The following is a 22,352-nucleotide window of genomic DNA, read 5'->3' as shown; positions in this document are numbered from 1 at the left end:
GCACACCGGAGCGAGGTGTTCCCTTCGGGCATGATGGGCCGCGGCCAACGCACCCCACCCGCCCCACACGCCCCCCTCGCACCAGGAGAACCCCGTGGCTCAGCACCACGCCATCGCCGTCGTCGGAGCGGGTCCGCGGGGCACCAGCGTGGTGGAGCGGATCTGCGCCTCCGCCCCCGAACTCCTCCCGCCCGGCGACCGGTTGACGGTGCATGTGATCGACCCGGAACGGCCGGGACCGGGCCGGGTCTGGCGGGCCACGCAGTCCCGGCACCTGCTGATGAACACCGTCGCCTCCCAGGTGACGCTGTACACCGACCCGAGCGTCACCGCCGAGGGCCCGATCCGCGAGGGCCCGAGCCTGTACGAGTGGTCGGAGCGGCGTCGTCCCGGCGCCCTCGGCCCGGACGACTACCCCACCCGCGCCCGCTACGGCGACTACCTGGAGTGGGTCTTCGACGAGGTGGTCGCCCACGCCCCCGACGCGGTGACCGTGGAGGTCCACCGGGCGCGCGCCGTCTCCCTGCGCGAGGAGGGCGGACGGCAGTGGATCACCCTCTCCGACGGCACGGTGACACCCGCCCTCACCTCGGTGGTGCTCGCGCAGGGCCATCTGCCCGCGCTCCCCGACACCGCGCGGCGCCAGCTCACCACGTACGCGCGGGAGCACGGACTGCGCTACCTGCCACCCGCCAACCCGGCCGACCTGCTGCCCCAGTTGGCGGCGATACCCGCCGGGCAGCCGGTCCTGCTGCGCGGCCTCGGCCTCACCTTCTTCGACCACGTGGCCCTGCTGACCGAGGGCCGCGGCGGCCACTTCACCCCCCGCGCGGACGCGCCCTCCCGGCTGCGCTACCACCCCTCCGGCCGGGAGCCCCGGCTGATCGCCGGTTCACGACGCGGCATCCCGTACCACGCGCGCGGCGCCAACGCCAAGGGCGCGCACGGACGTCACGAACCGCTGCTGCTCACCCCCGAGCTGATAGCCGGATTCCGGAAACGGGCGGACGACGGCGCGCCACCCGACTTCCACACCGAGGTCTGGCCGCTGATCGCCAAGGAGGTCGAGGCGGTCTACTACGCGGCGCTGCTCGCCCGACGCGAGCGGCCCACCTCCGGCGCCACCGGGTTCCTGGACCGCTTCCTCCCCACCCGGCACGGCTCCGCCGAGGAGACCGCCGTCCTCGCCGCCCACCGGCTCGACGGACGCCGCTGGGACTGGACGGCCCTCGAACACCCCGACGCCGGACGGGACTTCACCGGCCCCGCGGACTTCCGCGACTGGCTGCTCACCCGGCTCCACCAGGACGTGGCCGACGCGGCCCTGGGCAACGTCGAGGGCCCCGTGAAGGCCGCCCTGGACGTCCTGCGGGACCTGCGGAACGAGATCCGGCAGATCGTCGACCACGGCGGGCTGACCGGGACCTCCCGCCACCGCCTGGACAACTGGTACACCCCGCTGAACGCCTTCCTCTCCATCGGCCCGCCGCTCTCCCGCGTCGCCCAGCTGGCCGCGCTCGTCGAGGCGGGCGTGGTCGAACCGCTCGGCCCCCGGATGGAGGTGCGCACCGGCCCCGACGGCTTCACCGCGAGTTCCCCCGCCGTGCCCGGCGCCACCCACACCGCCCGCACCCTCATCGAGGCGCGGCTCCCCGAACCCGGAATCCGGGACACCGCGGACCCGCTGCTCAACGAGCTCCTGGCCGACGGCGCCTGCCGGACGCACTCCACACGGGGCTATCCGACAGCCGGACTGGACGTCACCGAGAGCCCGTACCACCTGATCGAACGCCAGGGACGGGCACATCCCCGCCGGTTCGCCGTCGGCGTCCCCACCGAGGGCGTGCACTGGGCGACGGCCGCCGGAGCGCGTCCGGGCGTGAACTCCGTGACGCTGACCGACACCGACGCCGTCGCCCGCGCCCTGCTGCGCTCCCTCACCACCGCACCACCCACCCGGCCGCCGGAGCCCGCGCCCACCCCGCGCGAGCGGCGTCCCACCCCCGCCGACCTGACCGGCAGCCGCGGCTGACCCCACCCCAGGACGCACCGCGCCCGCCACCCCACGTCGCCCAGCGGCGGGCGAACGGACGGAGCGGCGGGCGGAGTTGAGGGGAAGGTCACCGGCGGCGGAACACCGTCCGCCGCGCGTACCCGGCGGCGGCTACCCGGCGGAGCGGCCCGGCGCACGGTCGAAGGGGACGGTGAAGCAGGCGAGCCGCGCACCGGCGTCCCCCGCGTGCCCCTCACCGGTCCCCGTCGCGTGCTCGTGCAGCACCAGCGACCGGGCCTCCCCCTTCCGGAAGCGCCACTCGTGCCAGGTGGAGGCGGTGCCCCGGCCCTCCCCGTCGGCCCGGAAGTCCAGCCAGACCTCGTTCCGTTCGTTCGCGTACCGCGGGTCCGTCGACGGCTGCCGGGGATCCTCGCGGTGCTGGTAGTGCGGCCCCGAGTCGGCGGGGCGCGGCCCGCAGGTCCCGGTGTGGACGTGGGCGCCGTAGACCCGGTCCGGCGCCACCCCGGAGACCTTCAGCCGCACCGTCATCCCGAGGGGGCCGACCCGCCACACCACCTCGATCCGCGCCCCCTTCGGCACCCGCCGCTGGTCGTGGGTGACGGCCGCCGGGGCCGTGGAACCACGGGGCGGGGCGAAGACACCGCGCGCCCGCATCCAGTACTCTCCGGACTCCTCGCCCGCCTCACCGCCCCGCGGTTGGCTCCCCGGCCGCTGGTCAGCGCCCGCGCTGCCCGTCGCCCCACCGACCGCGAGCACCGCCGCCGTCACGACCGCCGCCACCGTCCGCACCGTCATCTCCGCCTCCGTCTGTGCCGAGTGCGCTGATCACGTGCATCTGTATCGCGGATTGTGATGAGATCGTGGCCACGTCCCCCCAACGGACCTGTCCGGGCGATGCCCGCGTACGCTGTGCGGCGGTAAACGGCTGTGCGCGGAGAGTCGGTAGGAAACGTCGGCGGACACGAGGGGACGTCGACGGAAACGGGAGAGCAGAAACGGGGACTGCGCAGTGATGGACATCCTGGGGTCACTGACCGGATCCCCATGGATCTACGCGATCATCGCGACGTCCGTACTGCTCGACGTCTTCTTCCCCCTGCTGCCCAGCGGCGTCCTCGTGATCACCGCCGCGACCGCCGTCGCGGGCACCACCGCCGCCGAAGCCGCCAACCTCCCCGCCTCCGCCCGGGCCGCCGCCGAGGCCGCGCACTTCCCCGAGATGCTGCTGCTCGTGCTCTGCGCCACCGTCGCCTCCGTCGTCGGCGACCTCTTCGCCTACCAGCTCGCCTGGCGCGGCGGCCACCGCTTCGACCGCGCCATCGCCCGCTCCCGCCGGCTGACGGTCGCTCAGGCCCGCCTCAGCGACGCGCTCGTCCGGGGCGGCGGCGCCCTCGTCGTGCTGGCCCGCTTCGCCCCCGCCGGGCGCTCCGTCATCAGCCTGACCGCCGGGGCAGCCCGTCGCCGCCCCAAGGACTTCATCCCCTGGTCCCTGCTGGCCGGCCTCACCTGGGCCGTCTACAGCGTCAGCCTCGGCTACTTCGGAGTGCAGTGGCTCGGCGCCTCCTGGCTCGGCACCGGCGTCTCCGTCCTGGCGCTCTTCGCCGCCGGATCGCTCGCCGCCTACGTCATACGGCGCGCACCCGTGCAGCCCACCGCCGACCCCGCCTGAACTCCCCGCCCCACCCCGCCACTTCGGCCTCCGCCCCACCGCGCGCCTCCGGCCACCCCGCGACCCCCGCGCCAGCGCCGCCCCTCCCCACAAGGCCACAGCGACTGACGCGACGCCCCTTCCGCACGACCCCACACGCCGCGCGCCATCGCCCGTCCCCCGCCAGCCTCCGGCACCGCTCCCGGCGCCCAGTGGCCGCCTACCGGCTCCGCACCCGGCTCCCCGCCACGCACCGACGTACGCCGCCCCCGCCGCGCACCCAGATCCCCGAACGCCCGGATTCCCGGACTCCGGGGCACCCGGACTCCGGCGGGGAATCGACTCAACAGCCGTGCGGCGAAGGGGACTTCTCCGCCCTGCGCCCTGGTGCCGCAGCACCCTGTGCGGCGACATCGCGAGGCAGGGGCAACTCAGTTAGACACCCGGTACGCACCAGAGCCCCGTTAAACCCCCGGTACGCACCAGAGCCCCGCCGAGGATGCTCGGCGGGGCTCCGACCTGCTTCTACAGGGTGGGCACAACTGGGATCGAACCAGTGACATCTTGCTTGTAAGGCAAGCGCTCTACCGCTGAGCTATGCGCCCCCATGCTGACGAACGCACAGCGTACCCCGTGACCGGCGGGAGCGCGCAAACCCCCGGACCCGCCCGTCCGCGCCCCACCGGACGGCCGGAGAGGCCGGAGAGGCCGGAGAGGCCGGAGAGGCCGGAGAGGCCGGAGAGGCCGGAGAGGCCGGAGAGGCCAGAGAGGTGGAGGAAGCGGAGGGGTGGAGGAAACGGGGCGGCCGTTCCCGGCCCCGGCCCCGGCGGCGGCCGGAGGGGCGCGCGGTGGCCGGGGTGGAGCCTCGTGGCCCGGGGCAGCCGGGGGCGGGACCGGGGCCGGGGTGGGGGCGGTGAACTATCGGGCCCGTGTGTTCGTTGGAACGGGGTGGGAGAATGGCGGTCGGTCCTACGGCTGCGGCACACACGGGAGAGGGATTCGTGACGGCGATGAACGGCGGGGGCACTCGCCGCTGGGGGTGGGGCGGCGGGCGTGCGGAGAACCTGCGGACCGAGGCCCAAGCCGCCAAGGACGCCGCAGCGGCCGCCTTCTACGCGCTGGACACCGCCCAGCGCGAGGTGCGCATCTCGGTCGAGACGATCAGCGCGGTGGAGAACTCCGCCGCGGCGCGCCGGACGGTCGAGGAGTTCGCCCAGCTCTGTACGCGCATCGACCACGCGAGCCACGAGTACATCACCGCCGTCGACGCGCACGATCTCGACCGGGACGATCTCGACTCCGGCACCGCCTCCCGCGCCCGGGCCGAACTCGCCCGTGCCCGGGAGGACTTGGACCGGGTCAAGGCCGAGCTGGACCGCTTCTCCCAGGGGCTCGGCACGCTGCTGACGCAGGCGGAGAACCAGCTGGCCCGGGTGGCGCCCGCCGTGGAGCGGGCCCGGCAGGGGCTGCTGGCGGCCAGCGAGTCGCTCGACCGGGTCCGCGGCTCGGGTCTGCGGGCCGATGACCACGCCGCCCGGCTCGCCGCCCTCTCCCCGGAACTGACCAAGCTCAACGAGGGCGCCGGGCAGCACGGCGTGCACGAGACGGTGCGGCGGGCCGACCGGGTGGTGCGGGAGGCCGGGGCCATCCGCAGCGAGGTGGAGCGACTGCCGGAGACCGCCGCCGAGCTGGACAAGCGCCTGTCCTCGCTGCGGACCAGGGCACAGGCCCTGCACACCAGGGCGGAGCAGTGCGAGCCGGTGCTCAGCGAGTTGCGCCGCCGGTTCAGCCTGGCCTGCTGGGAGGACCTCCAGCAGGTGCCGCGCGAGGCCGGGGAGTCAGTGCGGCAGGCGGAGGAGCGACTGCGGGAGGCCAGGGAGGCCCGGGAGCAGCAGCGCTGGGCGGACACCACCGCGCTCCTGTCCACCACCCGGGCGCTGCTGGACGGCACCGACGAGGCCGTCAAGGCCGTGACGGAGCGGCTGCGCCGGCTGGACGAGGTCGCGGCGGACCACACCGCGGAGGTGGAGCGCGCCCGGTTCGCGGTGCGGGACGCGCAGCGGCTGGCGATGGCCGGGCGCAGCACTCCGGACCCGCGGCACGCGGGGCCGCTGGACAGCGCGGTGGAGCGGGTGCGGCGCGCGGTGGACTCGCTCACCGGCCGTCATCCGGACTACTGGCACCTGCTCAGCGAGCTGGACGCGGTGCGCGAGACGGCGCAGCGCGTGGTGGATCAGATCCGGCAGGATCGCGCGGGCGGCGGCTAGCCCGGTCCCGTCCGGCTGGTTGCCGGGGCGGCCGGGAAGCGGTCCTGGCGGGGTCCGTGGTGGGGCCACACGGCTACGCTGGTCGCATGCCGCGATACGAGTACCGCTGCCGCGAGTGCGGGGCCACCTTCGAGCTGAACCGTCCGATGGCGGAGTCGAGCGCGCCCGCTGACTGTCCGGAGGGACACGGTGACACCGTGAAGCTGCTGTCCACGGTGGCGGTGGGCGGTACGGCCGCGCCCGCGGCGCCCGCGGCCCCCTCGGGCGGGGGCGGCTGCTGCGGCGGGGGCTGCTGCGGCTGAGCCCCGGCGGCCGGGCGCGTGGCCCGGCATCGGCGGCGGTCCCGGGGGGGGCGGGGCGGCGCTTCCCGTTTCCGGAGCGGTCCGGAGCGGTGGGGGCTGGCGGGGCGGAGCCCGATAGGCGGGAGCCTCAGTCCGGCAGAGCCTCAGTACGGCAGAGCCCGGGTGGGGCGGGGCGGACGGGCTTCGGTTGAAGCGTGGGCGGCGCGGGCGGATGCTGGAGGGAGGCGTTCCGCCAGGACCGCATCCGCGACCCCCAAGGGGGCTTGACCCATGGCTGGCGCTTCGATCGTCAGCAGCGCCCTGCTCGACGAGCACCTCCCCGTGGACCACCGGCTGAGCCGGGTCTACCGGGTCGGCGCCGGGCTGACAGGGCTGTTGCTGCTCACCTTCGGCATCCTGGGGTTCGCCGGATCGTCGGACGTGGGCTTCTTCGAGACACCGGGCCAGATCGTCGCCGGGCTGAGCACCAACGGCGCGCTGAGCGTGCTGTCCATCGCGGTGGGCGCGGTGCTGTTCGGCGGGATGGTGCGGGGCGGTAACACGGCCTCCTCGCTGAACATCGTGCTGGGCCTGACCTTCGTGCTCAGCGGTTTCATCAACCTCGCCCTGCTGGAGACCGGTTGGAACGTGCTGGCGTTCCAGCTGCGTAACGTGCTGTTCAGCTTCGTGGTGGGGCTGCTGCTGATGGTCTTCGGGATGTACGGGCGGGTGGGCAGCGCGCTGCCGCACGACAACCCGTACTGGCGCAGCCGCCACCCGGAGCAGGCGGTGCGCGAGGAGCGGGGCGACCGGGCTCCCCGGCACACCGGGCAGCGGCATCAGGGACAGCGGCCCCGGCTGGAGTGAGGCCCGGCCACCCGGTGGCCTGTCCGGTCCCGGCGTGCCCGGTCCGGCGCACGGTCCCGACGCCCGGTTCCGGCGCCGCGGTGCCCGGCCGGCGGCTACTCGGGGCGCACGGCCTCCCGTAGCAGGGCGAGGATGCGCTCCCCGGCCGCGACCCCGCGCTCCGGAACCGCCGTGACGTGCGGTGCCGCCCAGCCGTCCGCGGCCAGTTCCCCGTGGCCCGGGCGCCAGCCCCGGTCGGCGTCGAGCAGCAGGTCGGCGTCGAGCAGCGAGTCCCCCGCGGCGCAGACGAGCCCGGCGCCGGTGCGGCGGGCCACCTCGGCGGCGGCGGCGCTCTTGGTGAGCGGGCGGGGCACGGCGTACACCTTGCGGCCCTGGAGGGACAGGCTCCAGCCGCGCTCGTCGAGCCAGGCGGCGCGTTCCTTCAGCCAGGTCCCCGGCAGCGCGTCGCGGTCGACGACCAGGTACACGAAGAGGTCCTCGGCGGTGCGGAGCTTCCGCAGCCAGGCGGGGTCGGCCGCGCGGGACAGCTCGGCGCGCACCTCGTCGAGCGGGGCGCAGGCGGTGAGTTCCCGTCGGACGCGGGCCCGCCAGCCGGGGTCGCTCTCCCCGTCCACCAGCAGGTGGCCACCGTTGGCGCAGATCGCGTAGCGCGGCGGCGGGCCGGGCAGCCGGACCCGCGCGTACTGCTCGCGGGTGCGGGTGGTGGTGGGCACGAAGTGGGCGTGCGCGGCGAGTTCGGCGAGCGTCGCGGCCGCCGTCTCCGTCATGAAGGAGAGCGGCGCGCCCTTGTACACCTCGACGCAGAGCAGCCGGGGCGCGGCCGCGTCCGGGGCGTCGAAGGCGAGCGCGGCGGCCGAGTAGATCAGGGTGCGGTCGAGGTCGCTGGCGACGACGGGCGCGCCGGGGGGCGGGGTCATCCGGTGGCCTTTCCGTCGGCGCCGGTGGCGCCCCTGGTGTAGCGGGGGTGGATCAGTCCGACGCAGCTGTACGGCAGGTCGCCCGCCTCCTCGACCGGGACGCCGCGCTGCTCGGCGAGCAGCCGTACGTGGTCCAGTTCGGCTCCGGCGCCGGTACGGGTCAGGACGCGCCAGGGGACGCGCCGCAGCAGGACGCGGGTGGTCTCGCCGACACCGGGTTTGACGAGGTTGACGTCGTGGATGCCGTACTCGGCGCTGATCCGCTCCACCGCCCGCCAGCCCGCCCAGGTGGGGGCCCGGTCGGCGGCGAGCAGTCCGCGCACGTCCTCGGCCACCCGCTCCGCCACCTCGGGGAAGCGCGCCTCGACGGTGTCGAGGAAGCGGGCCGAGACGTCCGCCGGGGCCAGCTCGCGGTAGAACTTCGCGCCGTGGAAGTCGTCCGGGCCCACCAGGTCGGCGCGGAGCACGGTGCGCGAGATCAGCCCGGAGACGGTGGAGTTGAGGCAGGCGGAGGGGATGAGGTAGTCCTCCCTGGTGCCGTAGGTGCGCACGCAGGAGCCGGGGTCGGCGAGCACCGCGAGCCGCGGGACGAAGCCGGGGAAGGGCCGCAGCGCCTCGGCCAGCTCCCGGGTGATCGCGCCCTTGCCGGTCCAGCCGTCGACGAACACGACGTCGGCGGGGTCGTGGTGGGCGGCGAGGTAGCGCAGGGCGGTGGTGTCGATGCCCCGTCCGCGCACGATGGAGACGGCGTAGTGGTGCAGCCGCGTCCCCCGCGTCCGCAGGGCCCAGCGCCGCATCAGCACCCCGACGGGGGTTCCCGCGCGGGCGAGCGAGACCAGCACCGGGCCGTCGCTCCCCGGCCGGGCGGCCCGGTGCTCGGCGAGCACGGTGTCGGTGACGGTGCCGACGGCGCGGGCGACGCGGGCCGCCGAGGACTCCAGCGCGGTGTGGAACAGCCGCTGGTACTCCGGGCTGGGCTGGTACTCGACGGGCAGTGACTCCGCGTAGTGCGCCCCGCCCCGCTGGATGGCCTCCTCCCGCTCCTCGGTGGGGGCTTCCAGCGCGGCGCCGGAGAGGTCCTGGAGCAGCCAGCCGACCTCCTCGGCCCGGTAGGAGGAGAAGGCGGGCCCGTACAGCGGCCGGGGCCCCCGCCACACCGCCGCCTCCGGGGCCGGGTCGGGGGTCGGGGCCGTCGCGGGGGTCCTCGCGCCGGGGGGCGGGGCGGGCGGGGCGGGGGTCGCGGTCGGGGCGTACGCGGGCAGGACGGCCAGCAGCACCCGGTCGGTGTGCTCGGCCAGCCGGGCCAACAGCCCGTCGGGGGCGTGCAGTTCAGGGGTGTCCCCGGCGGAGTCGACCACGGCGGCCACCGCGTCGAAGCGGCGCTCCGGGTCGGCGCCGGGCGCCACGTTGTACGCGTAGCGCTCGCCGGGGCCCTCGCGGGGCGCGTCATGCGCGGGGAAGCGCAGGGCGGTACGCACCGCGTAGCCCGGGTCGTCCACGCTGAGGACCGGGGAGCGGGTGGTGGTGGAGAACCGCACCTCGGCCGCCGTGCCGAGCCGCCGCTCCAGCGCCTCGGCCAGCCGCAGGGGCGCGTACATCAGCTCCTCGCTGCCGAGCACCAGGACGCGCGGGGGGCGCGGCCCGGCGGCGGGACGCGGCGGTGCGGGGGTCGAGTGCGCGGAGGTGGGGAGTACGGGTTCCCCGGGCGTGGGGGTGGGTTCGGGATGGGCGAGGGGCACACCGGCCCGGCGCAGCCCGTCCGCCAGGCGCTCCGCCATACCGGGGAGGGCGGCGTTCAGCCGTCGGCGGTGGGCCTCGGTGAAGCCGTGCCGTCCCCCGTCCGGCAGCCCGGTGGGCCAGCCGAGGTCCAGCCGGTGCGGCGCGGGCGCGGGCCCGCCGCCGGAGCCGCCGGGGCCCGCCGGGGGCGCGGAGCCGTTCGCGGAGGGCGCGGGTGCGACCGGCGTCCGTTCGTCGTGCTGGGCCACCAACTCCCGTCCCCGGAGCAGCACATCGTCCGGCAGCTCGACCCGCCCGGTGGCCAGCGCCACCACGTCGACGCGCATCCCCAGCGCGGCGGCGGCCTCGTCGAACGCGGCCCGGTCGGCGGCCGAGCGCACGTCCACCAGCGTGACGATCACGCAGCGGCGGCGGCCCGGCGCGGTGTCGCGCAGGGCGGCGACGGTGTTGCGGACCGTCCGTCCGGTGGACAGCTCGTCGTCCACCAACACCAGCGGCCCGTCCCCGCTGAGCAGCTCCGGGTCCTCGGGCAGCAGCAGATGAGAAGTGGCGTGGCTGTGTTCCTCCTCGAACCCGCCGACGGGGGCCACCCCGGGCACCAGCCGACGGGTCGAGTGCAGGTAGCGGACGCCACCGACGCCGTCCGCGACGCTGTGGCCGAGCCCGGTGGCGGTCTCCGCGTAGCCCAGGACCACCGCGCGGTCGGCCTCCGCGTCGCCGAGCAGTTCGCGGACCCGGGCGCCGAGGCGCAGCCCGGTCTCCCACACCTCTCCGGGCCGGGCCGGTACGTGCTTGCCGAGCACCCGGGAGACCAGCAGGTGCGCGCGCCGGGGGTTGCGGCGCAGCGCCAGTCCGAGCACGGAGCGGAGCCCGGGCGCCCCGGCGGGACCGCCCTCCCGCAGCCGGACGCCGAGCCGCTCGGCCACCCAGGTACCGGGCCAACAGGGCTCCGGCTCCCCGGAGTTGGCCACCGGTTCGCCGGACGGCTCCGGAGGTGCGGGATGCTCCGGGCTTCCCGGGGTTTCCGGTTCCTCCGTCCCTCCCGGGCCGCCGGTCCGGGCGGGGGGTACCGCCGGTCCCGCCGCGTCGCCGCCTGACGGCGGGGCCGGTGCCGGGGCCGCGCCCTCGGGTTCCGTGCGCGGTGCCGCGTCCGCCGTCTCGGGGTGGGGGCCGCGCGTCCCGGCCGCCGTCACCCGGCGCTCGCCCGTCATTCGACGCTCGCCGCCAGCAGCTCGACGAAGCCCACGCCCGCCCGGGCGACGCCGAAGACCTCGGCGCGGCGCAGGGTCCGCTCGGCCCACGCGCGGTGCGGCTTCACCTCGTTCATCTTGTTGGTGTACGCGGAGCGCATCACTCCGCCTCCGTTCCGTTCGGGGAGCAGGATGTCCGTGGCGTCGCTGTACTCCTCGTGGCTCACCACGGACAGCGCGTGCACCGGGGGGACGTGCGAGGGGTGGATGCAGGTCTTGCCCAACAGCCCGTTGGCCCGGTCGAGTTCGATCTCGCGCAGCAGCCCGTCCATGTCGTGCTCGATGAGCGTGGTGCGCAGCGCGTCCGCCCGGCCGGACATGAAGGGGCTGCGGCGCAGCTGGGGTTTGAACATCCGCTCCGGCGGGCGGAAGTACTCCCAGACCGGCCCGGTCACGGTGAAGCCGGTGCCGTCGGCCCGGCCGAGCAGGTTCACCACGTCCCCGATGACCGAGGCGACCAACTGCACGTCGTACGCGGTCATCTCGGGGGTGCGACGCAGTCCGTAGGCCGAGCAGAAGTCGGTCACCCCGAGGCGGAGGGCCAGTACCCGCTCGCGGTGCGCGGTGGTGGCGCGGGCGATACCCGCCAGCGTCTCGGCCCGGGTCTCCAGGTGCAGCAGCTCGGGCGACTCCAGCACCGGCATCGCGAACAGCCGGGCGCCGCTCTCCGCCTCCGCCTCGGCCACCGCCGTCAGGAACGGAACGCCGCGCTCCTCGGTGAACTTGGGCAGGACGAACCCGGAGAGCAGCCGTACCGCCGGGCCGAGCCGCCGCACCAGGTCACGCACCTGCCCCGGCTCCCGGACCCGGACGAAGAGCAGCGGCAGCGGCGGCGCGTCCGCCCCGTCGCGGCTCGCCCGGTCCAGCTCCGTCAACTGCCGTACCAGGTTGGCCTCGGCGTGCGGTACCTCCGCGTCGTCTATGGAGTCCTCCAGGCACAGCACCATCGAGACGACCCCGCGGGCGCCCTGTTTGCGTACGTCGGCCGCCAGCGCCCGCCGGGTGGCGGGGCTGTAGAGGGTCGCGCCGAGCGCGACGGCCAGGGTGGTGGCTGGGGCGTCGGGGGTGAACTCGGCCGGTTCCCGGTGGAAGAGCGCCCCCCGGATGTCGGGCGGCAGGTGCCTGAAGTGCCGCATGGCCATCCCGAACTCCTGTCTCAGCTGACGTACAGCCGCTCATCGTACGGAAGCCGCTGGGTAAAGAGTTCTCCAAGGGGGTGAAAAAGTGGTTACTTCGCCGTAGACCGCTCGGGCGCCACGTTGTGGCGGTTCAGCTCCGGGAGGCAGGATGAGGGCATGACGCGCGCGATGACGAAGGGGTCGAACACCCAGCTGGACGCGGGAGCGGTGCGGGCCGTCCTGCGGTGGACCCCGGGCCCGGGGGTCCCGGACGTCGACGCGTCCGCGCTGCTGCTGGGACCCTCCGGAAAGGTCGGCTCGGACGAGGACTTCGTCTTCTACAACCAGCCGCGCCACCCCTCCGGCATGGCCCGCCACCTGCCCAAGACCCGGGGCGCGGACGGGATCGCGGACGCCGTCGAGGCGGACCTCGCCTCCCTCTCCCCCACCGTCCAGCGGGTGCTGCTCGCCGCCTCCGCGGACGGCGGCAGCTTCACCGAGGTACCCGACCTCCGGCTGGAGCTGCACGACGCCGGCGCCGCGGACGGGAAGGCGCTGCTGGAGTTCGTCATCGCACCGGAGACGGGCGCGGAGACCGCGATGATCTGCGGCGAGCTGTACCGGCGGGGCGAGGGCTGGAAGTTCCGCGCGCTGGGCCAGGGCTACGAGTCCGGACTGGTCGGCCTCGCCACGGAGTTCGGCATCTCCGTCGACGACGGTGGCGGGCTGGAGGAGAAGCCGGAGCCCACCGGCGCCGGAGACGCCCCGGCCCCCCCGGACGCCACCCCCGAGGGCGAGGCCGCGCCCAGCCCGGCGGCGCCCCCCGTGCCCGACCCGGACGCCACCCTGCCCTACGTCCCCGGCAACGAGACCCAGGGCTCGTGGCGCGTCCCCGAACCCGGGCCGCACGCCGCCGAGACGGTCCGGGCCGCCCGGACGGGCACCGTTCCCCCGCCGCCGACCGAACCGGACTTCCCGCAGCCCGACCCGGTCCCCACACCCCGGCCGGAACCGGCACCCGAGCCGGAGCCGAGCCCGGTGCCGGAGCCCGTCCCCGCCCCGGAGCCGCCCACTCCGGAACCGGAGACCCAGCCCGCCCCGGTGTCCGCCCGCTACCCGGACGACCACCCGACCCATCCGGCCGCGCCCTCGCCCTTCCCGGCCCCACCGCAGCAGCCGCCCTCCACCCAGCCCGCGTACGGCTACCCGCAGCCCACCTACGGCTATCCGCAGCCGGACCCCTCCTTCACCCTGCCTCCGCAGGGGCCGCAGTTCATGCCCCGCTGAGCACCCCCGCGGCGCCGTCGGGAGTGGAACGCGCGAACGCCGCCCACCGAAGGAGGTGGGCGGCGTTCGGCGGGCGGTCAGAGACTGGAGGTCTTGTACCCCCGGCCCCACTGGAGACCCCAGCCGTAGAGCCGGTCGAGCTCCGCCTGGAACCCGTAGACGTACCGCACCTCGCGGTGCACGATCAGCTCGTCCTTGGACTTCTCCATCAACAGCACCGCACAGGACCGGGCCTGGGGCGCCGCCTCGTCCAGGGCGATCTCGATCTGCGGCCCGTTGCTCGGGACCAGCGTGACGACGGCCGACGTGCGGTCGAACGCCGGGGTGTTGTCGTAGATGTAGACGAAGAACAGCAGCCGCTTTATCGCGTCCTTGTGGTCGAGGTTCACGTAGAGCGTCTCACCGGACGGTGAACCGAACCGGTCGTCCCCGGTCAGCTTCACGTACGGCGGCCCGTGGAGATCGCCGTAGAAGCCGCCCAGCGGCTGACACACCCCCTTGCTGCCGTCCTCCAGCTCGTACAGACAGGCGAGGTCCAGGTCGACGTTGACCACACCCTGGGTGTGCGCCTGCACCTGCTGCGGTTTCAGCATCTCCAGGGGATGCCGCAGCGAGCCCCGCCGCCGCTTCTGCCCCAGGTCCGACGTGCGCATCCGCCAGAACAGGTTGACGCGCATACTGCCGCTGTCCGCGCCCTGTTCGGTGAGCGAGACCGTCGGATGGCGCTTGGTCAACTGCACGTTGTACGAGGTCCCAGCCCCCGTGTCGAACCTCGGTCCCCGGTGGCGGACACCGAGCCCCCGCCGCCAGTGCTCCCAGAGGGAGACCATCACACACCCCCACTCGACATGGCCAACTGCCGCGGGGCGACCCCCGGGTGCTACCGGTGGCCGCCCCGCTCAGAGCGTTCCGCATTCGGGGGCCGGTCACACCCCGGTGGTCGCGGGCTCCTTGTCCTCGTTGCCGGGGCCGTCGTCCGACCCCCCGCCCGAGGCTCCGTCCCGCCGGTTCTTGCGGAGCGAGGCGATGAACGAACCACCGATCAGCGCCACACCGACCAGACCCGTGATCATCTCGTGGATCTCGAACTTGATGGTGATGAGCAGGATCGCGGCCAGCGCGCCGATCGCGTAGTGGGCGCCGTGCTCCAGGTAGACGTAGTCGTCCAGCGTGCCCTCGCGCACCAGGTAGACCGTCAGCGAACGGACGTACATCGCGCCGATACCGAGGCCCAGAGCCATCCAGAAGATGTGGTTGGTGATAGCGAAGGCGCCGATGACCCCGTCGAAGGAGAAGGACGCGTCGAGCACCTCCAGGTAGAGGAACATGAAGAAGGCCGCCTTGCCGGCGAGCCCCACCATGCTGGGCTCCTTGCCCTCTCGCCTGGCCTGCTCCTCGGCCTCCTCCAGGCGCTCCTCGTCCTCCTCCAGCTTGTTCTCGAAGTACCCCGAGAGACCACCGACGATGAGGTAGGTGATGAGGCCGGCGACCCCGGCGAGCAGGACCGTCGCTGACTTGTCCTCGTGTCCCGCCGAGACGTGCGCCTCGGTGGCGAAGGCCATCGTCGACCCCAGCAGAGCGATCAGGGCGACACAGACCGCCAGCCCGTCAACCTTGCCCAGCCGGGCGAGCGGGCGTTCCAACCAGCCCAGCCACTTGTGCTCGCGCTCCTCGAAGATGAAGTTGAGGAAGATCATCAACAGGAACATGCCACCGAAGGCCGCGATGGCGGCGTGCGCGTCGGTGACCATGTCCTGGTACTGGCCGGGCTCGTTCATCGCGAGCTCGACCGCTTCGATGGGCCCGGTCTTGGCGGTAATGGCGACGATGACGACCGGGAAGACCAGCCGCATACCGAATACCGCGATCAGGATGCCGATGGTGAGGAAGATCCTCTGCCAGAAGGCGTTCATCTTCTTCAACACGCTCGCGTTGACGACCGCGTTGTCGAACGACACCGAGATCTCCAGGATGGACAGGATCGCCACCACGGCGAAGCCTTCCCACCCCCAGAAGAACGCGGCGAGGGCGAGCCCCGCGGCGGTAACGCCGAAGGACCAGCCGAAGGTTTTCAGAACCACTGGGCTACCCAATCCGATCTACGACTGACGGGGGGGTTGTCTTTACACAACGTTGACCCCGAAGTCTAGGGCGATGCCGCGCAGCCCTGACGCGTACCCCTGGCCTACCGCACGGAACTTCCACTCCCCGCCATAACGGTAGAGCTCACCGAAGATCATCGCGGTCTCGGTCGACGCGTCCTCACTGAGGTCGTACCGCGCTAGTTCATTACCGTCCGCCCGGTTTATCACCCGGATATAGGCGTCCGTGACCTGCCCGAAGGTCTGGTTCCGCACGTCCGCGTCATAGATCGAGACAGGAAACACGATCTTGTCCACATGGGACGGCACCAGGGAGAGATCGACCAGCACCGTCTCGTCATCCCCACCGGTACCGCCGACCAGTTCGTCACCGGTGTGCTCGACGGAGCCCTCGGGGCTCTTGAGGTTGTTGTAGAAGATGAAGAAATCGTCACCCAGCACCTTGCCCCGGGCGCAGAGCAAGGCACTGGCGTCGAGATCGAAGTCAGCCCCGGTGGTGGCACGGGCCTTCCAGCCAAGACCGATCTGGACCTGGGTCAGATTCGGCGCGGCCTTCGAGAGGGAGACATTTCCCCCCTTGGCGAGCGTGATGCCCATGGTTCCCTTCCTCTCCCCGGTAGCGGTGCACGAACTGTGGTGAGCACTGTCAGCCGCGGTGCGCGCGGCGAACCGCCCGACGAACCGCGATGAGCCGTGACGAGCCGCGGTGGTCCGCGCTGACCCCGTACACAGCGCGCACGGGGTGACCGTCATACCCGGCATCCACAGCGCGAACGACGCGAACCGTGGCGCACGGCGTCACCACGGTCCGCTACACCGGGGCCCCGCAGCACCGAGCGCCGCACACCTCCTGCACGGGAAGTCTGCGGCGCTGGTGCCCGCCGAGCCCGGATCAGACGTTGACGCCGAAGTCCTGCGCGATACCACGCAGCCCCGAGGCGTACCCCTGACCGATCGCGCGGAACTTCCACTCCGCGCCGTGCCGGTACAGCTCACCGAAGACCATCGCGGTCTCCGTCGACGCGTCCTCCGTGAGGTCATAACGCGCCAGTTCGTTGTTGTCCGCCTGGTTGACCACGCGGATGTAGGCGTTACGGACCTGCCCGAAGCTCTGCTGCCGGGTCTCCGCCTCGTAGATCGAGACCGGGAAGACGATCTTCTCGACGTCCGCGGGGACGCCGACGAGGTTCACCTTGATCGCTTCGTCGTCGCCGTCGCCCTCACCGGTGAGGTTGTCACCGGTGTGCTCGACGGAGCCGTCCGGGCTCTTGAGGTTGTTGAAGAACACGAAGTTCTGGTCGGAGGCGACCTTGCCCTCGGAGTTCGTCAGCAGCGCGCTGGCGTCGAGGTCGAAGTCGCTCCCCGTGGTGGTGCGGGCGTCCCAGCCCAGACCGACCAGTACGGCGGTCAGGTTCGGAGCTTCCTTGGTCAGCGAGACGTTGCCGCCCTTGCTGAGGCTGACTCCCACGAGTCCTCCTGAGTTGGTTGTTCGCGAGGACCACTCTGTGCCCCCGTACTGCGGATGCCGTCAGATCAACGATTGGATACTAGTGAGCGGTTCCCAGCTCACACAGCCCCCGCGACCCACCGGAACTCCGGCGGCACGGCCGGGCCTGCCATATCAGAGCGAACCGAGGGCCTTGACGTAGTCATTGAGGTCACGGGCGTCCGGCAGCCCGTTCACCACGTTCCAGCGCACCACGCCCTCCTTGTCGATGACGAAGGTGCCGCGCACGGCGCAGCCCTTCTCCTCGTCGAAGACGCCGTAGGCGCGGGACACCTCGCCGTGCGGCCAGAAGTCGGAGAGCAGCGGGTACTCCAGCCCCTCCTGCTCACCGAAGACCCGGAGGGAGAACGGCGAGTCATTGGAGACCGCGAGCAGCTGCACGTCGTCGTTGACGAACGTGGGCAGCTCGTCACGGAGCGCGCACAGCTCGCCCGTGCACACCCCGGTGAACGCGAAGGGGTAGAAGAGCAGCACGACGTTCTTCTGCCCCTTGAAATCAGACAACCGCACGGCCTCGCCGTGCTGGTTCTTCAGCGTGAAGTCGGGCGCTGGGGTGCCGGCGTCGATCGCCATGACGAATTCCCTTCACTGAGTGGCCAAGTGGCTCCACCCTAGGCCGTGCCCAGCGCACTCGGGCCGGGAGTCCCCATTCCCCGCCACCTGTCCACGCCCCGGGACCTCCCCGGCCCCGGCGGCCCGGCGTCGCGGCGGCACCTCGACCGCCCGCGCGCATCCCCACCACCCACACCGCCCCGTCGCGCTCGCCACACCGGCGACCCCACCGGCCCCCCACGGCCCGGCAGCCCACGCTCCGGCAACCCACGATGGTCTGGAGCACGCCCCCCGACGCCGGGGCCGCACCCTCCCCGGCACGTCGAACCCCCGCCGGGCTGACCCGGCGGGGGTTCGATGTCTCGGGCTCCGTAGCGCCGAGGGACCTCAGCGCTTGCCAGACGCTTTCGGGGTGACCAGCCGACTGCCGGTCCAGTCCTTCGCCGCGTTGAAGCTCTTCGTCTGGGACAGCCCCGCGGTCTGTGCGGCCTCGCCGATCTCACTCGGTTCGACATAGCCGTCACGGCCGGTTTTGGGGGTCAGAAGCCAGACCGGGGCACCCTCATCGATCATGGTGGTGGCGTCCACCAGCACGTCCGTCAGGTCTCCGTCGTCCTCGCGGAACCACAGCACCACGGCGTCGGCCACATCGCCGTAATCCTCGTCGACGAGCTCCTGGCCAGTGATCTCTTCGATGGCCTCACGGAGCTCCTGGTCGACATCGTCGTCGTAGCCGATCTCCTGGACCACCTGATCGGGCTGGAAACCCAGCCTGGCGGCAGGGTTGGTCCGCTCCTCCGCGTGGTCCGCGGTCGCGCTCACGGATTGCCTCCTGTCATGTGTCTGGAATATGAGGTGCGCCCCGCGCAGGCGGGGCATTGGCGGTAGTCCACACGGGCGGGACCGATCACGCAAGTACCCGGCCCTGGATCCCGCCCAAACGTTGACGTCTCCCCCCACAATGCCTGACGTACAGGTCGTACCACCACAGCGGCCCCCTGGCGATGCGCCGGGTTTGCCCCGACTGGAGCCGGGGAGGCGCCCCCGGAAGCCCCTCCACCGAACGCGGCGCGACCCGTGACCGCACGGACGTCCGGGGCGAACGTAAGGTGACGATTTGGCCGCATTACTGCCCCGAGCCCCGCTCCGGGTCATCCGGTGCGCGCCCCGGTTACCTATCGGTAGAGATGACGTACGTGCGGCAGCGGTACACGATGGAGGCGGCGTCAACGCCGTAGAGAACCCCAGAGCAAGCCCAGACACAGCGAAGGAACAGCGTGGCTTCCGGATCCGATCGCAATCCGATCATCATTGGCGGCCTTCCCAGCCAGGTCCCGGACTTCGACCCCGAAGAGACCCAGGAATGGCTTGACTCGCTCGACGCGGCCGTCGACGAGCGAGGCCGGGAACGCGCCCGCTATCTCATGCTCCGGCTCATCGAGCGCGCCCGCGAGCAGCGCGTCGCCGTGCCGGAAATGCGCAGCACGGACTATGTGAACACCATCGCCACCCGGGATGAGCCCTTCTTCCCCGGCAACGAGGACATCGAACGCAAGGTCCTGAACGCCACCCGCTGGAACGCGGCGGTGATGGTCTCGCGCGCGCAGCGACCGGGGATCGGGGTGGGTGGGCACATCGCCACCTTCGCCTCCTCCGCCTCGCTCTACGATGTCGGCTTCAACCACTTCTTCCGGGGCAAGGACGCGGGAGACGGCGGCGACCAGATCTTCTTCCAGGGCCACGCCTCCCCCGGTATCTATGCCCGCGCCTACCTGCTCGACCGGCTGAGCGAGGCGCAACTCGACGGCTTCCGGCAGGAGAAGAGCCAGGGCGCGAACGGCCTCTCCAGCTACCCGCACCCCCGATCCATGCCGGACTTCTGGGAGTTCCCCACCGTCTCCATGGGGCTCGGGCCCATCGCGGCGATCTACCAGGCCCGGATGAACCGTTACATGGAGGCCCGGGGGATCGCCGACACCTCCGGTTCCCATGTGTGGGCGTTCCTCGGTGACGGCGAGATGGACGAGCCGGAGTCGCTCGGTCAGCTGTCGCTCGCCGCCCGCGAGGGACTGGACAACCTCACCTTCGTCATCAACTGCAACCTCCAGCGGCTCGATGGCCCGGTGCGCGGCAACGGCAAGGTCATCCAGGAGCTGGAGTCGTACTTCCGGGGCGCCGGATGGAACGTCATCAAGCTGGTGTGGGACCGCTCCTGGGACCCGCTGCTGGCGCAGGACCGGGACGGCGTGCTGGTCAACAAGCTCAACACCACGCCGGACGGGCAGTTCCAGACCTACGCGACGGAGAGCGGCACCTATATCCGCGAGCACTTCTTCGGCGGGGACCAGCGACTGCGGGCCATGATCGAGGGAATGACCGACGACCAGCTCCTGCACCTGGGGCGCGGCGGTCACGACCACCGGAAGGTCTACGCGGCGTACAAGGCTGCCAAGGAACACTCGGGGCAGCCCACGGTCATCCTGGCGCAGACCATCAAGGGGTGGACCCTGGGCCCGAACTTCGAGGGCCGGAACGCCACGCACCAGATGAAGAAGCTGACGGTCGACGACCTCAAGGGCTTCCGTGACCGGCTCCATCTCCCCATCCCGGACAGCGAGTTGGAGTCGGGGCTGCCTCCCTACTACCACCCGGGCAAGGACTCGGAGGAGATTCAGTACATGCACGACCGCCGGCGGGAGCTGGGCGGGTACGTGCCGACGCGGGTGGTACGCGCGCAGCCGCTGAAGCTGCCGGACGAGAAGGCTTACGCCGCCGTGCGGAAGGGGTCGGGTCAGCAGCCGATCGCCACGACGATGGCCTTCGTCCGGCTGCTGAAGGACCTGATGCGGGACAAGGAGATCGGCAAGCGGTTCGTGCCGATCGCCCCGGACGAGTACCGCACCTTCGGGATGGACTCCTTCTTTCCCTCGGCCAAGATCTACAACCCGCTGGGCCAGACCTACGAGTCCGTCGACCGTGAACTGCTGCTGGCCTACAAGGAATCGCCGACCGGTCAGATGCTGCACGACGGTATCTCCGAGGCGGGCTGCACGGCCGCCACGATCGCCGCGGGCTCGGCCTACGCCACCCACGGTGAGCCGCTGATTCCGATCTACGTCTTCTACTCGATGTTCGGGTTCCAGCGGACCGGCGACCAGTTCTGGCAGATGGCCGACCAGTTGTCCCGGGGGTTCGTGCTCGGCGCGACCGCGGGACGGACCACGCTCACCGGCGAGGGGCTCCAGCACGCTGACGGTCACTCGCAGTTGCTGGCCTCCACCAACCCGGCGGCGGTGGCCTACGACCCGGCGTTCGGCTTCGAGATCGCCCACATCGTGCGGGACGGTTTGCGCCGGATGTACGGGTCGAGCCCGGAGCACCCGCGGGGCGAGGACGTCTTCTACTACCTGACCGTCTACAACGAGCCGATCCTCCAGCCCGCCGAACCGGAGGACGTGGACACCGAGGGCATTCTCAAGGGGCTCTACCGCTACCGCGAGGCCGACCAGGGCACGCATCCCGCGCAGATCCTGGCTTCCGGCGTCGCGGTGCCGTGGGCGCTGGAGGCCCAGCGACTCCTCGCCGAGGACTGGGGGGTGCGGGCGGATGTGTGGTCCGCGACCTCCTGGAACGAACTGCGGCGCGACGCCGTCGAGGTGGAGGAGCACAACCTGCTGCACCCCGAGGAGGAGCAGCAGGTGCCGTACGTCACCAGGAAGCTCCAGGGTGTGGAGGGGCCGAAGGTGGCCGTCTCGGACTGGATGCGGGCCGTACCGGACCAGATCGCGCGCTGGGTACCCGGGAGCTTCCAGTCGCTCGGCACGGACGGCTTCGGTTTCGCCGACACCCGAGGCGCGGCCCGCCGGTTCTTCCACATCGACGCGCAGTCGATCGTGGTGGCGGTGCTGACCGAACTCGCCAAGGAGGGGAAGGTCGACCGTTCGCTGCTCAAGCAGGCGGTGGATCGCTACCAGCTGCTCGACGTGGCGGCGGCGGACCCGGGCGCCGCCGGAGGCGACGCCTGAACCACCGGAACGCCAGCACCACCCTTGGATGGATACGCCGCCCCCGGCCCCTAGCCGGGGGCGGCGTCGTGTTCCGGGCCGGAGAACGGGAGACATCTGTCAGTTCTCCCAGATCTTGAACGCCCTTGCCCGGTACGGGCTTTCCGGCGTCCAGCTGCCGGAGGGGTGGGTGACCAACTCACCGGTCTCGGCACACTCCGCGCTCTGGTAGAGCGTCACCGGACGGCCGGTGCGGTTGGCGACGGCGACGGCGCTGGTTCCGGCGGGCAGCGGGACGCAGCTCTCGATGTCTACGTCGCTGAGTTCGAAGGACTGCCGGGCGCCTCGAAACTCCGACTTCCCCCACAGACAGAGGGTGCCCTGTGCGCATGGGCCGAGTCGGGACGCGGACGTGGCGGAAGCGGCGGCGGCCGGAACCGGCGTGAGCAGGACGGCCAGCGCGGAGAGCGCGAGGAGCCCGGCTACGCGCGCCAGCGCGCGGGTGACGACGGCGGCACCGAGCGGGCGGGCGGCACGCACCGGAGCGGGGACCGAGTCCGGAGCGGGGGCCCAACCGGGGGTGGAGATCCGGCGGCGGACGGCGGTTTCCCGCTGAACGGTCAGTGCTGAGGCAGGCGTTGACATGCTGATCACTCCCCGTGAGTGCGGGACGCGGCGCGCCCCTCTTGCTGACCAGCTTGTCCGCCGCCCGATGCGGTTCCAAGGAATGCCGACGGGCTTCACCAGGAGGTATGGCCGGGTTATCCACAACCCGTCGGTAGGGAGATAGGAGCAGCCCAG

Annotated in this window: 18 protein-coding genes and 1 tRNA gene; 7 read left to right on the top strand and 12 right to left on the bottom strand. The window is 72.5% G+C overall.

Annotated features, from left to right (window positions below; translation table 11 throughout):
* Nucleotides 1–94 precede the first annotated feature (94 nt).
* Nucleotides 95–2,032, top strand: a complete 1,938-nt coding sequence (locus tag E0L36_RS03605; protein WP_180927381.1) for an FAD/NAD(P)-binding protein — start codon at nt 95–97, stop codon at nt 2,030–2,032.
* Nucleotides 2,033–2,164: 132 nt separating this feature from the next.
* On the opposite strand, the gene E0L36_RS03600 is transcribed toward E0L36_RS03605, so the two are convergent.
* Complete coding sequence (locus tag E0L36_RS03600) at nt 2,165–2,809, bottom strand: superoxide dismutase family protein (RefSeq protein ID WP_180927380.1); 645 nt, start codon at nt 2,807–2,809, stop codon at nt 2,165–2,167.
* A gap of 217 nt (nt 2,810–3,026) precedes the next feature.
* Here E0L36_RS03600 and E0L36_RS03595 point away from each other — a divergent pair, with 217 nt between their 5' ends.
* Complete coding sequence (locus E0L36_RS03595; RefSeq protein WP_219636278.1) at nt 3,027–3,683, top strand: VTT domain-containing protein; 657 nt, start codon at nt 3,027–3,029, stop codon at nt 3,681–3,683.
* Nucleotides 3,684–4,195: 512 nt separating this feature from the next.
* On the opposite strand, the gene E0L36_RS03590 is transcribed toward E0L36_RS03595, so the two are convergent.
* Nucleotides 4,196–4,267, bottom strand: a tRNA-Val gene (locus tag E0L36_RS03590).
* Between the two features lie 405 nt (nt 4,268–4,672).
* Here E0L36_RS03590 and E0L36_RS03585 point away from each other — a divergent pair.
* From E0L36_RS03585 to E0L36_RS03575, 3 genes are all read left to right on the top strand, one after another.
* The gene (locus E0L36_RS03585; RefSeq protein WP_180928571.1) at nt 4,673–5,929 is read left to right on the top strand and encodes a hypothetical protein; all 1,257 of its coding nucleotides are present in this window, start codon (nt 4,673–4,675) and stop codon (nt 5,927–5,929) included.
* Nucleotides 5,930–6,015: 86 nt separating this feature from the next.
* Entirely contained in the window at nt 6,016–6,231 is a 216-nt protein-coding gene (locus E0L36_RS03580; protein ID WP_180927378.1) for a zinc ribbon domain-containing protein, read from the top strand.
* Between the two features lie 270 nt (nt 6,232–6,501).
* Nucleotides 6,502–7,077 (top strand): DUF4383 domain-containing protein, encoded by a 576-nt coding sequence (locus E0L36_RS03575; protein ID WP_180927377.1) that lies wholly within the window; start codon nt 6,502–6,504, stop codon nt 7,075–7,077.
* Between the two features lie 95 nt (nt 7,078–7,172).
* Here the strand turns inward: E0L36_RS03575 and E0L36_RS03570 are convergent, their stop codons facing one another.
* From E0L36_RS03570 to E0L36_RS03560, 3 genes are all read right to left on the bottom strand, one after another.
* Entirely contained in the window at nt 7,173–7,994 is an 822-nt protein-coding gene (locus E0L36_RS03570; RefSeq protein WP_180927376.1) for an HAD family hydrolase, read from the bottom strand.
* On the bottom strand, nt 7,991–10,657 hold the full coding sequence (locus E0L36_RS03565) for a phosphoribosyltransferase (RefSeq protein WP_374705484.1): 2,667 nt from the start codon (nt 10,655–10,657) through the stop codon (nt 7,991–7,993). Before E0L36_RS03565 ends, E0L36_RS03570 begins: the two co-directional genes overlap by 4 nt.
* A 281-nt stretch (nt 10,658–10,938) precedes the next feature.
* Nucleotides 10,939–12,117 (bottom strand): HpcH/HpaI aldolase/citrate lyase family protein, encoded by a 1,179-nt coding sequence (locus tag E0L36_RS03560; RefSeq protein ID WP_180927375.1) that lies wholly within the window; start codon nt 12,115–12,117, stop codon nt 10,939–10,941.
* A 159-nt stretch (nt 12,118–12,276) separates the two neighbouring features.
* Between E0L36_RS03560 and E0L36_RS03555 the strand changes: the two genes are divergently transcribed.
* Complete coding sequence (locus E0L36_RS03555; protein WP_180927374.1) at nt 12,277–13,386, top strand: TerD family protein; 1,110 nt, start codon at nt 12,277–12,279, stop codon at nt 13,384–13,386.
* A gap of 77 nt (nt 13,387–13,463) precedes the next feature.
* Here the strand turns inward: E0L36_RS03555 and E0L36_RS03550 are convergent, their stop codons facing one another.
* From E0L36_RS03550 to E0L36_RS03525, 6 genes are all read right to left on the bottom strand, one after another.
* Nucleotides 13,464–14,216 carry a Tellurium resistance gene (locus tag E0L36_RS03550; RefSeq protein ID WP_180927373.1) on the bottom strand — a complete coding sequence of 251 codons (753 nt, stop codon included), beginning with the start codon at nt 14,214–14,216 and terminating at the stop codon, nt 13,464–13,466.
* A gap of 96 nt (nt 14,217–14,312) precedes the next feature.
* On the bottom strand, nt 14,313–15,467 hold the full coding sequence (locus E0L36_RS03545) for a DUF475 domain-containing protein (protein WP_180927372.1): 1,155 nt from the start codon (nt 15,465–15,467) through the stop codon (nt 14,313–14,315).
* Nucleotides 15,468–15,509: 42 nt separating this feature from the next.
* Nucleotides 15,510–16,085: a TerD family protein gene (locus E0L36_RS03540; RefSeq protein WP_180927371.1), complete on the bottom strand. Its 576-nt coding sequence runs from the start codon at nt 16,083–16,085 to the stop codon at nt 15,510–15,512.
* A gap of 295 nt (nt 16,086–16,380) precedes the next feature.
* Nucleotides 16,381–16,956, bottom strand: coding sequence for a TerD family protein (locus tag E0L36_RS03535; protein ID WP_180927370.1), 576 nt, complete (start codon nt 16,954–16,956; stop codon nt 16,381–16,383).
* Between the two features lie 153 nt (nt 16,957–17,109).
* Nucleotides 17,110–17,568: a peroxiredoxin gene (locus E0L36_RS03530; RefSeq protein ID WP_180927369.1), complete on the bottom strand. Its 459-nt coding sequence runs from the start codon at nt 17,566–17,568 to the stop codon at nt 17,110–17,112.
* A gap of 366 nt (nt 17,569–17,934) precedes the next feature.
* Complete coding sequence (locus E0L36_RS03525) at nt 17,935–18,369, bottom strand: DUF3052 domain-containing protein (protein WP_180927368.1); 435 nt, start codon at nt 18,367–18,369, stop codon at nt 17,935–17,937.
* Between the two features lie 455 nt (nt 18,370–18,824).
* On the opposite strand from E0L36_RS03525, the gene aceE reads away from it, so the two are divergent.
* Nucleotides 18,825–21,572: a pyruvate dehydrogenase (acetyl-transferring), homodimeric type gene (gene aceE, locus E0L36_RS03520; protein WP_180927367.1), complete on the top strand. Its 2,748-nt coding sequence runs from the start codon at nt 18,825–18,827 to the stop codon at nt 21,570–21,572.
* Nucleotides 21,573–21,671: 99 nt separating this feature from the next.
* Here aceE and E0L36_RS27385 read toward each other — a convergent pair whose 3' ends face one another.
* Nucleotides 21,672–22,046 (bottom strand): peptidase inhibitor family I36 protein, encoded by a 375-nt coding sequence (locus tag E0L36_RS27385; protein WP_374705504.1) that lies wholly within the window; start codon nt 22,044–22,046, stop codon nt 21,672–21,674.
* Nucleotides 22,047–22,352 lie beyond the last annotated feature (306 nt).

The organism is Streptomyces sp. AJS327, from assembly GCF_013450295.1.
GTDB lineage: Bacteria > Actinomycetota > Actinomycetes > Streptomycetales > Streptomycetaceae > Streptomyces.
The sequence above is the reverse complement of the archived record's forward strand: the minus strand, read 5'-3'. Positions and strand labels throughout refer to the sequence as shown.

Excerpts from the sequence above, each read along its gene's own strand:
- E0L36_RS03600 (WP_180927380.1), bottom strand. The coding sequence starts at position 2,809 with ATGACGGTGCGGACGGTGGCGGCGGTCGTGACGGCGGCGGTGCTCGCG.
- E0L36_RS03575 (WP_180927377.1), top strand. The coding sequence starts at position 6,502 with ATGGCTGGCGCTTCGATCGTCAGCAGCGCCCTGCTCGACGAGCACCTC.
- E0L36_RS03530 (WP_180927369.1), bottom strand. The coding sequence starts at position 17,568 with ATGGCGATCGACGCCGGCACCCCAGCGCCCGACTTCACGCTGAAGAAC.
- E0L36_RS03570 (WP_180927376.1), bottom strand. The coding sequence starts at position 7,994 with ATGACCCCGCCCCCCGGCGCGCCCGTCGTCGCCAGCGACCTCGACCGC.
- E0L36_RS03550 (WP_180927373.1), bottom strand. The coding sequence starts at position 14,216 with ATGGTCTCCCTCTGGGAGCACTGGCGGCGGGGGCTCGGTGTCCGCCAC.
- E0L36_RS03585 (WP_180928571.1), top strand. The coding sequence starts at position 4,673 with ATGAACGGCGGGGGCACTCGCCGCTGGGGGTGGGGCGGCGGGCGTGCG.
- E0L36_RS03555 (WP_180927374.1), top strand. The coding sequence starts at position 12,277 with ATGACGCGCGCGATGACGAAGGGGTCGAACACCCAGCTGGACGCGGGA.
- E0L36_RS03560 (WP_180927375.1), bottom strand. The coding sequence starts at position 12,117 with ATGCGGCACTTCAGGCACCTGCCGCCCGACATCCGGGGGGCGCTCTTC.
- E0L36_RS03540 (WP_180927371.1), bottom strand. The coding sequence starts at position 16,085 with ATGGGCATCACGCTCGCCAAGGGGGGAAATGTCTCCCTCTCGAAGGCC.
- E0L36_RS03580 (WP_180927378.1), top strand. The coding sequence starts at position 6,016 with ATGCCGCGATACGAGTACCGCTGCCGCGAGTGCGGGGCCACCTTCGAG.
- E0L36_RS03595 (WP_219636278.1), top strand. The coding sequence starts at position 3,027 with ATGGACATCCTGGGGTCACTGACCGGATCCCCATGGATCTACGCGATC.